Origin of the sequence: Pseudomonas sp. NPDC089547 (assembly GCF_050280665.1) — a bacterium.
Classification (GTDB): Bacteria; Pseudomonadota; Gammaproteobacteria; order Pseudomonadales; family Pseudomonadaceae; genus Aquipseudomonas.
This window is the reverse complement of the sequence record NZ_JBNNVS010000010.1, coordinates 81,881-97,382: the sequence shown is the minus strand read 5'-3', so window position 1 is coordinate 97,382 and position 15,502 is coordinate 81,881. Positions and strand designations below refer to the sequence as shown.

The following is a 15,502-nucleotide window of genomic DNA, read 5'->3' as shown; positions in this document are numbered from 1 at the left end:
TTTTAGCCTAGCAGCGCAGGCCTGGTTTACCTGCGAGCCGTCACCCGTGGCCAAAGTTCGATCGCACTTTCGGGCAGGCCAACGGTCGCACTTCTTACAACCGATACTGCAAAGGAGAGTCAACATGCACCGCAACTCGCTGCGTAAAACATCCCTGGAAAGCATGGAAGCGGAGATCGAGAGCCTTCTGAAAAGCCTGGAGAACCTCAAGCATGACGCCTCGGAAGAGTCCCAGAAGTCGGTGAAGGCAATCCGCAGCAACGCCGAGAGCGCCCTTCGCCATTCGCGCAGCCTGCTGAGCGATGCCTATGAGGAAGTTAAACAGCGCACCCGCCAGACTGGCATCGCAACCCGCGACTATGCCCAGGAACACCCGTACACCACCGCAGGTGTAGCCATTGGCGCACTGGGGCTGCTGGCAGCCTACTTACTGACCAAACGTAACTAAGCGCTCTGCCGCGCAAGCTCGGCGCGTAGCCATTGCGCCAACTGCTCGGCGCGCCCATCTGCGGCGCGCCGGGGCACCCACAACGCCAACGCTGCCCGGGTAGGGGAAAAGCCCCACGGTGCGCTGAGGCGCCCGGCTCGCAAGTCATCAGCCACCAGCGGCTGCGGCGCGATGGCGACACCAAGGCCTGCAACCGCAGCCTCCAGCAAATAATACAAATGCTCGAACGCCTGGCCGTACTGCAACCTGGCCGGGTCCAATCCCTGCTGCTCACCCCAGGTTGGCCATGCTTGCGGACGTGACGTGGTGTGCAGCAGAGCCTCCTGCAGCAGGGCGCTGGCAGGTGCGCCACGCAAGCGTTCGAAGCCGGCAAAGTGCGGGCTGAGCACCGGGCCGATGCGCTCTTCGGCCAGCACATGCACCTGCATGTCGGCAGGCCAGGGCGGCTCAGCGTACACCAGCAATGCATCAAGGCCCGGGCGACGCGGGTCAAGGTCACCTTCACCGGCTGACAGATGCAGGCGCAACTCCGGCAAATCCGCCTTCAGGCGCCCCAGCCTCGGAATGAACCAGCGTGCCAGCAGGCTGCCTGAGCAGCCCAGCACGAACGGCGCCTCGCTGACATCGCGACTGAGTTCGGCACACACGCTGCGCAGCCGGTCGAAGGCCTCGCCACTGGCATCACGCAGGCGTACACCGGCATCTGTGAGTTTGATGCCGCGCCCGTCCTTGACGAACAGCGCTACGCCCAAGTGCTCCTCCAGTACCTTGATCTGCCGGCTGACGGCACCATGGGTGACATGCAGCGCTTCGGCCGCCTGGCTGACGCTGTTGAGCCTGGCGGTGGCCTCGAAGGCGCGCAGGGCATTCAGGGGAGGGAGGTCGTGGGCCATGTTACCTGTGAGTTTTTCTGACAAGTTTACGCAATCTTATCGGTTTTCAGCCGGGCTTGGCGTGGTTAGAGTAAAGCCCATCACTCATTCATTACGCCCTGGAGCGCCCCATGACCCAGTCCCAATACCGCCCCGGCCCCGACGCCAACGGCCTGTTCGGCTCGTTCGGCGGCCGCTACGTGGCTGAAACCCTGATGCCACTGGTGCTGGACCTGGCCCGCGAATACGAAGCGGCCAAGGCAGACCCGAAATTCCTCGAAGACCTCGCCTACTTCCAGCGCGACTACATCGGCCGCCCAAACCCGCTGTACTTCGCCGAGCGCCTGACCGAGCACTGTGGCGGCGCAAAAATCTTCTTCAAGCGTGAAGAGCTCAACCACACTGGCGCGCACAAGGTGAACAACTGCATCGGCCAGGTGCTGCTGGCCAAGCGCATGGGCAAGAAGCGCCTGATCGCCGAAACCGGCGCCGGCATGCACGGCGTGGCCACCGCCACCGTTGCCGCCCGCTTTGGCCTGCCTTGCGTGATCTACATGGGCGCCACCGACATCGAGCGCCAGCAGGCCAACGTGTTCCGCATGAAACTGCTGGGCGCCGAAATCGTGCCGGTCACTGCCGGCACCGGCACCCTGAAAGACGCCATGAACGAGGCCCTGCGCGACTGGGTTACCAATGTCGAAGACACCTTCTACCTGATCGGCACCGTGGCCGGCCCGCACCCGTACCCGGCCATGGTCCGCGACTTCCAGTCGATCATCGGCAAGGAAACCCGCGCCCAGTTGCACGAGAAGGAAGGCCGCCTGCCAGACAGCCTGGTTGCCTGCGTGGGCGGTGGCTCCAACGCCATGGGCCTGTTCCATGAGTTCCTTGAAGAGCCAAGCGTGCAGATCATCGGCGTCGAAGCCGGTGGCCACGGTGTGCATACCGACAAGCATGCCGCCAGCCTGAACGGTGGCGTACCGGGCGTGCTGCACGGCAACCGCACCTACCTGCTGCAGGACGAAGACGGCCAGATCACCGACGCCCACTCGATTTCCGCAGGCCTGGACTACCCGGGCATCGGCCCGGAGCACGCCTACCTGCACGAAGTGAAGCGCGTCGAATACGTCAGCATCACCGACGACGAAGCGCTGGATGCGTTCCACGCCACTTGCCGGCTGGAAGGCATCATCCCGGCCCTGGAAAGCTCCCACGCCCTGGCCGAAGCGATCAAGCGCGCACCGAAGCTGCCCAAGGACCACCTGATGGTCGTGTGCCTGTCGGGCCGCGGCGACAAAGACATGCAAACCGTCATGAACCACATGGCCGCCCAGGAGAAACAGGCATGAGCCGTCTTGAACAACGCTTCGCCGAACTGAAGGCCGAAGGCCGTTCGGCACTGGTCACCTTCGTTACCGCAGGCGACCCGGGCTACGACGCCTCGCTGCAGATCCTCAAGGGCCTGCCAGCCGCTGGTGCCGACGTGATCGAGCTGGGCATGCCGTTCACCGACCCGATGGCCGACGGCGTGGCCATCCAGCTGGCAACCCTGCGCGCCCTGGAAGCGGGCCAGACCCTGGCCAAGACCCTGCTGATGGTTCGCGAATTCCGTGTGGATAACCACACCACGCCAATCGTGCTGATGGGCTACTACAACCCGATCCACCGCTTTGGTGTGGACAAGTTCGTGGCAGAAGCCAAAGCGGCGGGCGTCGATGGCCTGATCATCGTTGACCTGCCGCCCGAGCATGATGCCGAACTGGCCACCCCGGCCCAGGCCGCAGGCATCGACTTCATCCGCCTGACCACCCCGACCACCGACGATGCGCGCCTGCCGCGCGTACTGGAGCGCAGCTCCGGGTTCGTCTACTACGTGTCGGTGGCCGGCGTGACCGGTGCTGGCTCGGCAACCACCGAGCACGTGACCGAGGCCATTGCCCGCCTGCGTCGGCATACCGATCTGCCGATCAGCGTTGGTTTTGGCATTCGCACGCCAGAACAGGCTGCCAACATCGCCCGCCTGGCGGATGGTGTGGTAGTGGGCTCGGCGCTGGTCGACAAGATTGCCCAGGCCAAAACTGGCGAGCAGGCGGTGAGCGATGTATTGAGCCTGTGCTCGGCATTGGCTGAAGGGGTGCGCGGCGCTCGTCGCTGAACCGCACCGCCTGATTCGCGGGCATGCCCGCTCCCACAGGTTCCCCCACAGTTTTCAGCATCTGTGTGGTCCCTGTGGGAGCGGGCGTGCCCGCGAAGAGGCCCTCAAAGGCGACAGATACTTACCCACCAAAAATCGACAGATCCAAGGGCCGCACAGCCCCCATCCAGATCGCATGGTCGCGGTGGTCCGCCAGTTCATCCCCGGTCAGCGGGTGCATGAACACCACCAACCCCTTGCGGTACAGCGCCAACCAAGGCAGCACCACCCCGACATATTCCGGCTCGAACGCCAGCTGGCAACTCCAGTCCGGGTGCGGCCCCACCGGTTTCTGGTGCATGCGCCCCATGGTCACCGGGAACAGCCTCGCCGCTTCCTCGCACAACTCACGTGCCTGCTCAATCGTTGCCGCGTTGTAATAGACGTGGGCGTGGTAACCCTTGATTCTTTGCACGATAACTCCCGATTGCACCGCCATCAGCCGCTGCGCTCCTGCTCCAGCCAGCTGACGAACCGCTCGATCAACGCCCCGCGCCGCTTGCGCGGTGGCAAAACCAGATAATAGCCCCGACTCGATGTCAGGCTCCCCTCTAATGGCCGGCATAGCAACCCTTGTTCCACCAGGCTGTCCACAAGATGCCGCCAACCAATAGCCACGCCCTGGCCAGCAATCGCCGCCTGGATCAGCAAGGTGTAGTTGTCGAAGCGCAGCTGCCCCGGCGGCGGCGGGCTGGCCACGCCAAACCCGCGAAAAACCCCCGCCCAGTCAAACCAGCGGCTGGCCTGCTCGCCCTTCAAATGCAGCAAGGGCAAACGCTGCAAAGCCACGGCTGACGTGGGTTTGCCATGAATCAGCCGCGGGCTGCAGACCGGGAATACTTCCTCATCGAACAACCAGCGGCTCTCGCCCTGGTGAAAGCGCCCATCGCCAAACAGCACCGCCACATCAATGTCCGGCCGCAACATGCCCTGGCTGCGCTCACCGGTTACCAGGCTCACATCCACCTGTGGATAGGCTTCATGAAAACGCTGCAACCTGGGCATCAGCCAGAACGCGGCAAAAGCAAAGTCGGTGGCCACCTGCAGCACCTCGCGCTGGCCGCGCCCGCTGGCTTGGGCAATGCCGTCATCCATGGCCTGCAAGCCCTGATGCACCTGCTCGAACAGCACCTGGCCAGCCTCGGTCAGCTCTATGCCCCGGTAAATACGGTCGAACAGCCGCGTACCTACCTGTGCCTCCAGGCGTTTCACCTGCTGGCTCACCGCCGGTTGCGTGGTGCCCAGTTCCAGCGCCGCAGCGGTAAAACCACGCAAGCGCGCTGCCGCCTCGAACACGCGCAAGGTATCCAGCGACAGCTCGGCGAGGTGATCAAACATAAGCTCAGCTAATCCCAGTCATTGCCCGCCATGGGCTTTACCCATGTTATCCATAGTCGCATCTTGGTAGGCAAGCGGTTCGCATAACCCTCAACGATGGAAGCCACCATGACGCGCCCGAATATCCTGTTCATCATGGCCGACCAGATGGCCGCACCCTTGCTGCCGATCTACGCCCCTTCGCCCATCCAGATGCCGCACCTCAGCCGCCTGGCCGAGCAAGCGGTGGTGTTCGATTCGGCCTACTGCAACAGCCCGCTGTGCGCGCCGTCGCGCTTCACCCTGGTCAGCGGCCAATTGCCCAGCCGCATCGGTGCCTACGACAACGCCGCCGATTTCCCTGCCGACATACCGACTTATGCACACTATCTGCGCCGCCTGGGCTATCGCACCGCGCTCTCAGGCAAGATGCATTTCTGTGGCCCTGACCAGCTACACGGCTACGAAGAGCGCCTGACCAGCGACATCTACCCGGCCGACTACGGCTGGGCGGTGAACTGGGATGAACCGGACGTGCGCCCGAGCTGGTACCACAACATGTCCTCGGTGTTGCAGGCCGGGCCATGCGTGCGCACCAACCAGCTGGATTTCGATGAAGAGGTGGTGTTCAAGGCGCGTCAGTACCTGTACGACCATGTGCGCGAGAACGACGGCCGGCCGTTCTGCCTGACGGTGTCGATGACCCACCCGCACGACCCGTACACCATCCCCAAGCGTTACTGGGATCGCTACGAAGGTGTGGATATCCCTATGCCCCGCGCCGAATTCAGCCAGGTGGACCTCGACCCGCACTCGCAGCGCCTGCTCAAGGTCTACGACTTGTGGAACAAGCCGCTGCCTGTGGACAAGATCCGCGATGCCCGCCGCGCCTATTTCGGCGCTTGCAGCTATATCGACGACAACATCGGCCAACTGCTGCAAACCCTGGAGGAATGCAACCTGGCCGACGACACCCTGATCGTGTTTTCCGGCGACCACGGCGACATGCTTGGCGAGCGTGGCCTCTGGTACAAGATGCACTGGTTCGAGATGTCGGCGCGGGTACCGCTGCTGGTCCATGCACCCAAGCGCTTTGCAGCCGGCCGGGTCAGCGCCTCGGTATCCACCTGCGACCTGCTGCCAACCCTGGTGGAGCTTGCCGGCGGCACTGTGGATAACCACCTGCACCTGGACGGCCGTTCGCTGCTCGGCCATTTGCAAGGGCAGGGTGGCCACGACGAGGTGATCGGCGAATACATGGCCGAAGGCACCGTCGGCCCGCTGATGATGATCCGGCGAGGGCCGTACAAGTTCGTGTACAGCGAAGACGACCCATGCCTACTCTATGACCTGAGCCGCGACCCGCACGAGCGGGAGAACCTCACCGGCAGCCCGGACCACCAGGCGCTGCTGCAGGCATTTGTCGATGAAGCACAGCAGCGTTGGGATATCCCCAACCTGCGCCAGCAGGTGCTGGCCAGCCAGCGCCGCCGCCGCCTGGTGGCCGAGGCGCTGGCCGTCGGCAAGCTGAAAAGCTGGGATCACCAACCCTTGGTAGATGCCAGCCAACAGTACATGCGCAACCACATCGATCTCGACGACCTCGAGCGCAAGGCACGTTATCCACAGCCCGCACCCATGGATTGAGAAGAGAGGCCGCCATGCACAAGTTCTCCGCCGCCGTGTTCGCCCTGGCCCTGGGCGCCACCACGGCCCACGCCGCCGACAGCGACACGCAATGCAGTACCGTGAAAATGGCCGACCCCGGCTGGAGCGATATCGCCTCCACCAATGCCGTGGCCCGTCTGTTACTGGAAAGCCTGGGTTACCAGGTGAAAATCGACAGCCTGGCCGTACCGATCATCTACGGCGGTTTGAAGGACGGCCGGGTCGACGCCTTCCTTGGCAACTGGATGCCGGCCCAGCAAGGCTTCCATGACAAGTTCATCGCCAACGGCGATGTGCAGCAGCTGTCACGCAACCTGGAGGGAACCGAGTTCACCCTTGCGGTGCCCGACTATGTGTGGAATGCCGGGGTGAAGGACTTTGCCGACCTGCAAAAGCATGCCGACCAGTTCGACAAGAAGCTGTACGGGATTGGCTCCGGTGCACCGGCCAACCTGTCGCTGAAGGAAATCATCGACAAGAATGAATTCAACCTTGGCCAGTGGAAGCTGGTGGAGTCCAGCGAGCAGGCGATGCTGGCGCAGGTCGACCGGGCGGTGAAAAAGCAGCAGTTCATCACCTTCCTCGGCTGGACACCGCACCCGATGAACGTGAAGCTGAAGATGCATTACCTGACCGGTGGGGAAAAGTGGTTCGGTAGCACGGGCGAGGTGTACACGCTGACGCGCAAGGGTTATCCACAAGCCTGCCCGAATGCGGCGAAGCTGTTGGGTAACCTGAAGTTCACACTGGACATGGAAAACAGCATCATGGCCCAGGTTGTGGACAAGAAGATCAGCTTCGACGACGCGGCGAGGGCGTGGGTAAAAACGCACCCCGAGTTGCTGGAGGGGTGGTTGACTGGGGTGACTACCAAAGCCGATGGCGATGCCCTGGAGGCCGTCAAAGCCAAACTGTAATCTCGCAAGCAACACACCTCCCCTGTGGGAGCGGGCATGTCGAGGCGTCGAACCGCCGCGAACACCGGCAAAGCCGGTGCCATCTACCGCGGGGGCTTCTTCGCGGGCATGCCCGCTCCCACAGGGTTTGGCGAAACTTTCAGGATTGTGGATAACCCATGCATCGCTTCACTCAACTGCTGCCCTTCCTCACCTGGCTCCCCCGCCAATCGGGCCGCAGCCTACGCCAGGACCTGCTGGTCGGCCTGAGCGGTGCCATCCTTGCCCTGCCACAATCCATCGCCTACGCCCTGATCGCCGGCCTGCCCGCCGAGTACGGCCTGTACGCCGCCATCGTACCGGTGCTGATCGCCTGCCTGTGGGGCTCGTCCTGGCACCTGATCTGCGGCCCGACCGCTGCCATTTCTATCGTGCTCTATGCCAGCATCAGCCCGCTGGCCGTGGCGGGCAGCGGCGATTACATCACGCTGGTACTGCTGCTGACCTTTCTTGGCGGCATCTTCCAGCTATTGCTGGGGCTTTTACGGTTTGGCGCGCTGGTCAACTTCGTCTCCCATTCCGTGGTGCTCGGCTTCACGCTGGGCGCAGCCATCGTCATTGCCCTGGGCCAACTGCCCAACCTGCTAGGCATGGACCTGCCCAGCCAGGCTACTGCGCTGAGGACCGTGCAGGACCTGGCCAGCCATGCCGGTGACATCGACCCGCCATCGCTGATACTGGGCCTGGCCACCGTGGTGATCGGCGTGGCGCTTAAACTCTGGCGTCCCCGCTGGCCGAGCCTGTTGATAAGCCTGATGCTGGTCAGCCTGGCTGCCTGGCTGCTGCCGGGCTTTTTTGCCCATGTACCGCGAGTGACCGCGTTCACCGGGCAGCTTCCCCCGGTCAGCCCGCTGCCCTTGCTGGACGTGGAACTCATGCTGCGCCTGCTACCCAGTGCCGTGGCAGTGGGCATGCTGGGGCTGGTCACCAGCCTGTCGATTGCCCGCTCGTTGTCCGCGCGCTCGGAACAACTGATCGACCCTGACCAGGAAATACGCGCACAGGGCATATCGAACATCGCCGGTGCATTTTTCTCCGGCTACCTGTCTGCCGGTTCTTTCACCCGCTCGGGCCTAAGCTACGAGGCGGGTGCCCGTTCGCCCATGGCCGGGGTGTTCTCGGCGCTGTGGGTGGCGTTGTTCGCCGTTACCGGCGCAGGCTTGATCGCGCACCTGCCGATACCTGCCATGGCCGGCAGCATCCTGCTAATCTGCTGGGGATTGGTGGACCATCGGGGAATTCGCGCGCTGTTTCGGGTCAGCCGCTCGGAGTTTCTGGTGATGGCGCTGACAGCGGCGGCGACCTTGTTGCTGGAATTGCAGACAGCGATTTATGCCGGGGTGCTGGCGTCGCTGTTCTTCTACCTCAAGCGCACGTCGCGGCCACGGGTACAGCAAAGCCGCGAAGGCGACGCGGATGTGTTGCGGGTGGGCGGGTCAATTTTCTTTGGTGCCGCGCATTACCTGCAAGTACGCTTGCAGCGTTGCCAAGGGCCGCATGTAGTGATCGATGCGCGGCAGGTGAATTTTATCGATTACTCGGGTGTGGATATGTTGCACCGCGAGGCACGGCGGCTGGGGCGGATGGGGGGGAGCTTGACGCTGCACCGGGCCAGGCCGCAGGTGATCGAGGAATTGCAGAAGCTGGAAGGGGTGGAGCTGTGCCCGATCCGGTTTGAGGAGTGAGCTCTGGATCCTGGGGCTGCTTTGCAGCCCATCGCGACGCAAGGCCGCTCCTACAGGAGACCGCGCCAGCAGGCATCCCTCGGTCTTTGTAGGAGCGGCCTTGTGTCGCGATGGGCCGCAAAGCGGCCCCAAATTCTCAGCCCCGAGCCAATTGCCGGCGCAATTCAGCCAACACCGGCGCCGTATCCGGCCGTACCCCACGCCAGATAAAGAACGCCTCAGCCGCCTGCTCAGCCAGCATCCCCAGCCCATCCAGCACCTTGGCCGCGCCCAGATTCGTGGCCCACTGGCAAAACGGCGTAGGCGCCTTGCCATACATCATGTCGTAGCAAACCGTGCGCCCAGCCTCTACCAGGCTATCGGCAATCGGCGGCATCTCACCGGCCAAACTCGCCGAAGTGGCATTGATGATCACATCCACCGGTTCCTGCAACCAGGCAAACCCACTGGCCACCACCGGCCCCAGCTCATCGAACTCACGCGCCAGTTGCTCGGCCTTTTCCACGGTACGGTTTGCAACCACCAGCGACTGCGGCTTGTGCGCCAGAATCGGCTCCAATACGCCACGCACGGCGCCACCAGCCCCGAGGATGAGAATACGCTTGCCGGTCAGTTCAACCCCGGCATTCACCGTGAGGTCGCGCACCAGCCCGGCACCATCGGTGTTGTCGCCCTGCAACGTGCCGTCGGCCAGCTTGCTCAGCGTATTCACCGCGCCCGCACGCCGGGCACGCGGGGTCAGGCTGTCGCACAGGCGGTAAGCCTCTTCCTTGAACGGTACGGTAACGTTGCCGCCGCTGCCTTGCTTGAAGAAGCCACGCGCGCAGTCGCTGAACTCGTCCAGCGGCGCCAGCAGGGTGGCGTATTCCAGGTCCTGGCCGGTTTGCTCGGCGAACAGGCGGTGGATCAGCGGCGACTTGCTGTGGCCGATGGGGTTACCGAAAACGACGTACTGGTCCATGACGGCTCCTTGGTTGTCCACAGGCTTACTGGCCGAGCCAGTCGCGGTCTTGCAGGAAGTATTCGGTCAGGCGCGCTTCTTCGCTGCCGGGCACAGCCTTCCAGTCGTAGCCCCAACGTACCTGCGGCGGCAGCGACATGAGGATGGACTCGGTGCGGCCACCGGATTGCAGGCCGAACAGGGTGCCACGGTCGTAGACCAGGTTGAACTCCACGTAGCGGCCGCGACGGTACTCCTGGAACTCGCGTTGCTCTGCGGTATAGGGCGTGTCTTTGCGGCGCTGGATGATCGGCAGGTAGGCGTTTACGTAGGCATCGCCGATGGCACGGATGAAGGCGAAGCAGGTGTCGAAGTCCCACTCGTTCAGGTCATCGAAGAACAGGCCGCCGACGCCGCGTGGCTCGCCACGGTGCTTGAGATGGAAGTAGCGGTCGCACCAGGCCTTGTAGCGGGGGTACACGTCGGCGCCGAAGGGTGCGCAGGCCTGTTCGGCCACGCGGTGCCAGTGCACGCAGTCTTCTTCATTGCCGTAGTACGGGGTCAGGTCGAAACCGCCGCCGAACCACCACACGGCCTCTTCACCTTCCTTCTCGGCGATGAAGAAGCGCACGTTGGCGTGAGAGGTGGGCACATGCGGGTTGTGCGGGTGGATCACCAGCGACACGCCCAATGCCTCAAAGCCACGGCCCGCCAGTTCTGGGCGGTGAGCACTGGCCGATGGCGGCAGGCCTGCACCGAATACATGGGAGAAGTTGACCCCACCTTTTTCGATCACCTTGCCGTCGCCGATCACCCGCGTGCGGCCCCCGCCACCGGCTTCGCGCACCCAGGCGTCCTCGACGAAGCGGGCACCGCCGTCTTCGGCTTCGAGGGCAGAGCAGATGCGGTCTTGCAGGTCGAGCAGGTAGGCTTTCACGGCCTCGGTGCGGCTAGTCATCGGGTCACCAGGAACGGGCAGGGAAGAATTCGCCGCGTAGCATACCACCGCCAGCGCGCGCGCCGCAGTTGACGGCGATCAAGCAAAGGCGTCCGATAGAAGGCCTTTTCCCGATCCCGACAACAGGAGTGCGAGATGGCCAAGCGTATCCAGTTCAGCCAGCATGGCGGCCCGGAAGTGCTGCAGTTTGTGGAATTCGAACCTGCCCCACCGGGGCCACAGCAGGTGCGTGTGCGTAACCATGCTATCGGCCTGAACTTCATCGACACGTACTTTCGCAGCGGGCTGTATGCACCGCCGTCCCTGCCTTCTGGCCTGGGCACCGAAGCGGCCGGCGTGGTCGAGGCCGTGGGCGAGGGTGTAACCCGCCTGAAGGTGGGCGACCGCGTAGCCCATGCCGGCGGCCCGCTGGGGGCTTACAGCGAGGTGCATACGCTGCCAGAGGCCAACCTGGTCAAGCTGCCGGACAACATCAGCTTCGAGCAGGCGGCGGCGGTGATGCTCAAGGGTTTGACCGTGCAATACCTGCTGAAGCAGACCTATGAGGTGAAGGCGGGTGATGTGATCCTGTTTCATGCCGCTGCTGGTGGCGTGGGTTCGTTGGCGTGCCAGTGGGCGAAGGCTTTGGGCGCCAAGCTGATCGGCACCGTGAGTTCTGCCGAGAAGGCCGAGCGGGCCAAGGCGCTGGGGGCATGGGAAACCATCGACTACAGCCATGAAGATGTTGCCAAGCGGGTGCTGGAGCTGACCGACGGCAAAAAGTGCCCGGTGGTGTATGACGGCGTAGGCGCCGACACTTGGCTGACCTCGCTGGACTGCCTGCAACCGCGTGGGTTGATGGTGAGCTTTGGCAATGCCTCTGGTGCGGTAAGCGGGGTGAACCTGGGGATTCTGGCGCAGAAGGGCTCGCTGTATGTCACCCGACCGACCTTGGCGACCTATGCCAACAATGCCGAGAACACCCAGGCCATGGTCGATGACCTGTTTGCGATGATTGGCAGTGGCAAGCTGGCTGTGGATATTCAGCAAAGGTATCCGCTGAGCGAGGCAGCCAAGGCGCAGGCGGAGCTGTCGGCGCGGCGGACTGTGGGGTCGACTGTACTAATCCCCTGAGCCACACACGTTCCCTGTGGGAGCGGGCATGCCCGCGAAGCAGTCACCGCGGTGGAGGGCACCGGCTCTGCCGGTGTTCGCGGGTAAACCCGCTCCCTTACTGCATCGGCTTCGATAGCTGTGCTATGCCTGTGAGGGTCGGTTTGTCGTTGGTGGAGTCGACTCGATGCCATCGAGTATTGCCTCAACCACTCCCTCTGCCATTTCAATCGCATGCAGGTTCGACCAGAACATGCCACGGCCTTCCTCGCGCATGTAGTCCAGGGCTTTGTAGCCGGTTTCGTAGGCGCTGCGCAGGTACAGGGCTACGTGGACCAGAGCGTCCTCGGCGGAAATGTTCGGGTTGACGGTGAAGAGCGGGTCATGGCCGGCGTCGCAGCGGCCGAAGGGGCGGGTGGAGGTGCATGGAAGGGGTGGATCGGGCACTATCTTTTTCATTGGAAACCCTCACTTCAATGCCCCACCTATTCGTTACCACACGATTAGGTGGCAGCTGTACACGGGGTGGTAAACCGGAGAGAGTCTCAAAACCCGGCAGGCGCAAAGCCTCCCGCGTACAGCCGCCATAGACTGCCAGAAACTCTCCCTGGTTCGGGTTACCACACCCGATCGCCAAGTTATTCGGCGACGGTTTAAGCCTAAGGGCAGAGGTTCCCACTGAGAAGGTGATGGCAGGGGACGCGGCTCGTAGGATATTTCCCAATCCGCAAGCTGGACAGCTATTCGAGACAAAATCAGAAAAACCTGAGGCAGTGCACGGCCTTTGTAGGAGCGGCCTTGTGTCGCGAAAGGGCCGCAACGCGGCCCCCGGACTTCAGAGTTGATGCATAAATTGCTGGGGCTGCTGCGCAGCCCTTTCGCGACACAAGGCCGCTCCTACAATGATCTGTGCTTAACCTGGACGAACGACCTCACCGGTTGCCAGGTTGCGAATCACACTCGGGTTCTTCCGCCCGCCCAGCGCCCCGCCAAGCACCAGATCCAGCTGCCCATGGAAGTACTGCTCCACCCGCAACCGGGTCTTCGCCGCCGGGCGCCCGCCGGGGTTGCACGAGGTTGAAATCAACGGCCCGACCAGCGCACACAGCTCACGCACCACCGGGTGATCACTGACCCGCAGCGCCACGGTGTCATGCTGCCCGGTTACCCATTCGGGCAACAGGTCCTGGTGCGGCACCAGCCAGGTGTTCGGCCCCGGCCAGGTGCTGCCCATGCGGTCAATCCAGTCCTCCGGGAAGTCCTCGAACAGGAAGTCGAACTGGCGGATGTTGTCGGCAATCAGGATCAGCCCTTTATCCACAGGCCGCGACTTCAGCGCCAGCAGGCGATACACCGCATCCTCGTTCCACGGGTCGCAGCCCAGGCCCCAGACCGCTTCCGTCGGGTAGGCGATCACCGCGCCCGCCCGTACCTCACGTGCGGCTTGTTGCACACGAAAACTGCTCACCATTGCTGTTACTCCGCCTATATACCTTGCTTGTGTGCAGTGTACTTAGCCCGCACGGGCAAACCAACGCCCGGCTTCATTGCTGACCCGGCCCTCCAGCTCAAGCTCGGTCAGCTGCGCCAGCACTTCGGCCAGCGACAGCTCACTGCAATGGGCCAGGCTTTCGCTGGTCTGTGGCGCTGCATGCAGCAGGGCGAGCAGGGGATGCTCGAATCTCTCCACAATTGCCGGCGGCAGGTTCTGCCAGCCCTGCAAGGTTTCCATTATCTGTTCCACGGTTTCCACCAGTAGCGCGCCATCACGAATCAGCTGGTGACAGCCCTTGGTCCCTGGATGGTGAATGGAGCCCGGTATGGCATACACCTCGCGACCTTGCTCGGCCGCTAGCCGCGCAGTGATCAGCGAACCACTGGCCAGGCTGGCCTCGACCACCAGCACACCCAACGACAAGCCGCTGATGATGCGATTGCGTCGTGGAAAGTTGCCAGGCAGGGGCCCGGCATCCAGCGGGTACTCGGAAACCAGGGCGCTCCCGCTATCGATCATCGCCTTGGCCAGTTCGCGATGGCGCTGTGGATAAAGTTTTTGCAACCCAGTGCCAAGGACGCCGATCGTGCCCCCTCCAGCCAGCATCGCAGCCCGATGAGCGGCACCATCGATGCCCACGGCCAACCCACTGGTAATGATGAACCCTGCCTGTGCGAGGTAACGGGAAAATGCGCCAGCCGTATCCAGCGCCGGTGGTGTGGCACGCCTGCTACCCACAATTGCCAGCTGTGGACGGTTTAATAGCGCCGGTTCACCGGCAACAAAAAGCAGCGGCGGGGCATCGTCGATTTCCGCCAGCAGCGCAGGGTAGTCAGGGTCGTCCCACATCAGTAAATGCTGGCCCGGGCGCTCTAACCAGGCCATTGCAGTCAGGGCGCCATCGCGTACCTCGGCACTGCGCCGGGCATCGATGGCAGCCTGGTTGATACCCAGCGCTCGCCAGGCCGAAGCTGGCGCGCTTAGCGCCGAGGAGGCACTGCCAAACGCATCAATCAGGTTGCGAAAGCGTCTCAACCCGGTATCGGGAAGGCGGTGAAGGCGTAACCGGGCCTCTAGCTCGGCCGGATGGCAAGGCGACGAACGGTGAATCGGCATGGCGATCATCCTTGATCAAAACAGGGCCATTTACGTGGCACAATCTGTGGATAACTTTGTGGGTAATACTTTGAAAAGCTGTCCATTGGCTGGGGGCTATTGCGCCCATAGACACCCTAGATGACCTTGCCAGGTGCCGAAATCCCCGTTTCCCTTTATTATGTGTGCTCAGGTGCGACACGCGTAGCGTGTCTCCTCCACCAAGCTGTATGGCCAGCTTGATGGGATTTCTGCAAGGAAATCGAATACTTGGGTATCCATCCCCAAGAAACAAAACCATCCCAGAAGTCCACTGCCTTCAAGGACTTACCGCTGCGGCGGATGGCAAACCCCAAGGTCGTTCAGCTCTCGGTAGCACGACCGCAGAACCGGTACTCCCGGTTTTGGAGAGCCTCTTAGACTTAACCCACGCGGGAGTGTAGATCCCCGCAGGGGTCTCCTCCTGCTCCTTTTAATTGCAGGAGGTAACAAGTAACCGACCAACGGTCATTACCGTCTTGGCTCGGATTTTCCTCAGGAGACATGAGCGGAAGCTCTGTCTGTCATTGTCCAACTGCCGCCCACATGGAGCAGTAGCGGACTCGTTGTACGACCAACGGTAGCCTACGACGGCATGCACTACTGGCAACGGTGGTGTGTGAAGCCCGTCTGACAATGTAGCCCCCATCTCGGGTGCATTCTCTCCGCGAGGAGGTGTGCAGAGACTCGGAGCAGTGCCGGGTTAAGGCGCTAGGCTGACTGGTATGGGCAACATATGTGAA

15 protein-coding genes are annotated in these 15,502 nt (G+C 62.8%); 7 read left to right on the top strand and 8 right to left on the bottom strand.

All coding sequences use genetic code 11. From position 1 onward, the window contains the following. Positions 1 to 124: 124 nt before the first annotated feature. Positions 125 to 448, top strand: coding sequence for a DUF883 family protein (locus ACQKPZ_RS09780; protein ID WP_172228925.1), 324 nt, complete (start codon positions 125 to 127; stop codon positions 446 to 448). On the opposite strand, the gene ACQKPZ_RS09775 is transcribed toward ACQKPZ_RS09780, so the two are convergent. Next, entirely contained in the window at positions 445 to 1,341 is an 897-nt protein-coding gene (locus ACQKPZ_RS09775) for a LysR family transcriptional regulator (protein WP_427537261.1), read from the bottom strand. The two genes, ACQKPZ_RS09780 and ACQKPZ_RS09775, sit on opposite strands and share 4 nt — an antisense overlap. A gap of 110 nt (positions 1,342 to 1,451) precedes the next feature. Between ACQKPZ_RS09775 and trpB the strand changes: the two genes are divergently transcribed. Both trpB and trpA read left to right on the top strand, forming a co-directional pair. Next, positions 1,452 to 2,669, top strand: coding sequence for a tryptophan synthase subunit beta (trpB, locus tag ACQKPZ_RS09770; RefSeq protein ID WP_391131911.1), 1,218 nt, complete (start codon positions 1,452 to 1,454; stop codon positions 2,667 to 2,669). Continuing rightward, positions 2,666 to 3,475, top strand: a complete 810-nt coding sequence (gene trpA / locus ACQKPZ_RS09765; RefSeq protein WP_427537258.1) for a tryptophan synthase subunit alpha — start codon at positions 2,666 to 2,668, stop codon at positions 3,473 to 3,475. Before trpB ends, trpA begins: the two co-directional genes overlap by 4 nt. A 121-nt stretch (positions 3,476 to 3,596) precedes the next feature. On the opposite strand, the gene ACQKPZ_RS09760 is transcribed toward trpA, so the two are convergent. Both ACQKPZ_RS09760 and ACQKPZ_RS09755 read right to left on the bottom strand, forming a co-directional pair. Then, positions 3,597 to 3,929 carry a DOPA 4,5-dioxygenase family protein gene (locus tag ACQKPZ_RS09760; RefSeq protein WP_427537255.1) on the bottom strand — a complete coding sequence of 111 codons (333 nt, stop codon included), beginning with the start codon at positions 3,927 to 3,929 and terminating at the stop codon, positions 3,597 to 3,599. Positions 3,930 to 3,952: 23 nt separating this feature from the next. Beyond that, positions 3,953 to 4,852, bottom strand: a complete 900-nt coding sequence (locus tag ACQKPZ_RS09755; RefSeq protein WP_427537252.1) for a choline sulfate utilization transcriptional regulator — start codon at positions 4,850 to 4,852, stop codon at positions 3,953 to 3,955. A 108-nt stretch (positions 4,853 to 4,960) separates the two neighbouring features. Between ACQKPZ_RS09755 and betC the strand changes: the two genes are divergently transcribed. The 3 genes from betC to ACQKPZ_RS09740 all read left to right on the top strand — a co-directional run bounded on the left by betC (position 4,961) and on the right by ACQKPZ_RS09740 (position 9,140). Next, on the top strand, positions 4,961 to 6,478 hold the full coding sequence (betC, locus tag ACQKPZ_RS09750; protein ID WP_427537249.1) for a choline-sulfatase: 1,518 nt from the start codon (positions 4,961 to 4,963) through the stop codon (positions 6,476 to 6,478). A gap of 14 nt (positions 6,479 to 6,492) precedes the next feature. Continuing rightward, the gene (choX, locus tag ACQKPZ_RS09745; protein WP_427537246.1) at positions 6,493 to 7,416 is read left to right on the top strand and encodes a choline ABC transporter substrate-binding protein; all 924 of its coding nucleotides are present in this window, start codon (positions 6,493 to 6,495) and stop codon (positions 7,414 to 7,416) included. 158 nt (positions 7,417 to 7,574) lie between these two features. Continuing rightward, positions 7,575 to 9,140 carry a SulP family inorganic anion transporter gene (locus ACQKPZ_RS09740; RefSeq protein ID WP_427537243.1) on the top strand — a complete coding sequence of 522 codons (1,566 nt, stop codon included), beginning with the start codon at positions 7,575 to 7,577 and terminating at the stop codon, positions 9,138 to 9,140. A gap of 136 nt (positions 9,141 to 9,276) precedes the next feature. Here the strand turns inward: ACQKPZ_RS09740 and aroE are convergent, their stop codons facing one another. Continuing rightward, positions 9,277 to 10,101, bottom strand: coding sequence for a shikimate dehydrogenase (aroE, locus tag ACQKPZ_RS09735; protein WP_427537240.1), 825 nt, complete (start codon positions 10,099 to 10,101; stop codon positions 9,277 to 9,279). Positions 10,102 to 10,126: 25 nt separating this feature from the next. Further along, positions 10,127 to 11,038, bottom strand: coding sequence for an oxygen-dependent coproporphyrinogen oxidase (hemF, locus tag ACQKPZ_RS09730; RefSeq protein WP_427537237.1), 912 nt, complete (start codon positions 11,036 to 11,038; stop codon positions 10,127 to 10,129). Positions 11,039 to 11,173: 135 nt separating this feature from the next. On the opposite strand from hemF, the gene ACQKPZ_RS09725 reads away from it, so the two are divergent. Then, the gene (locus ACQKPZ_RS09725) at positions 11,174 to 12,151 is read left to right on the top strand and encodes an NADPH:quinone reductase (protein ID WP_427537234.1); all 978 of its coding nucleotides are present in this window, start codon (positions 11,174 to 11,176) and stop codon (positions 12,149 to 12,151) included. Between the two features lie 123 nt (positions 12,152 to 12,274). On the opposite strand, the gene ACQKPZ_RS09720 is transcribed toward ACQKPZ_RS09725, so the two are convergent. The 3 genes from ACQKPZ_RS09720 to dprA form a co-directional block, all read right to left on the bottom strand. Then, the gene (locus ACQKPZ_RS09720; RefSeq protein ID WP_427537232.1) at positions 12,275 to 12,589 is read right to left on the bottom strand and encodes a hypothetical protein; all 315 of its coding nucleotides are present in this window, start codon (positions 12,587 to 12,589) and stop codon (positions 12,275 to 12,277) included. 454 nt (positions 12,590 to 13,043) lie between these two features. Then, positions 13,044 to 13,601 carry an L-threonylcarbamoyladenylate synthase gene (locus tag ACQKPZ_RS09715; protein ID WP_016712799.1) on the bottom strand — a complete coding sequence of 186 codons (558 nt, stop codon included), beginning with the start codon at positions 13,599 to 13,601 and terminating at the stop codon, positions 13,044 to 13,046. Positions 13,602 to 13,643: 42 nt separating this feature from the next. Then, complete coding sequence (dprA, locus tag ACQKPZ_RS09710; protein WP_427537229.1) at positions 13,644 to 14,741, bottom strand: DNA-processing protein DprA; 1,098 nt, start codon at positions 14,739 to 14,741, stop codon at positions 13,644 to 13,646. Positions 14,742 to 15,502 lie beyond the last annotated feature (761 nt).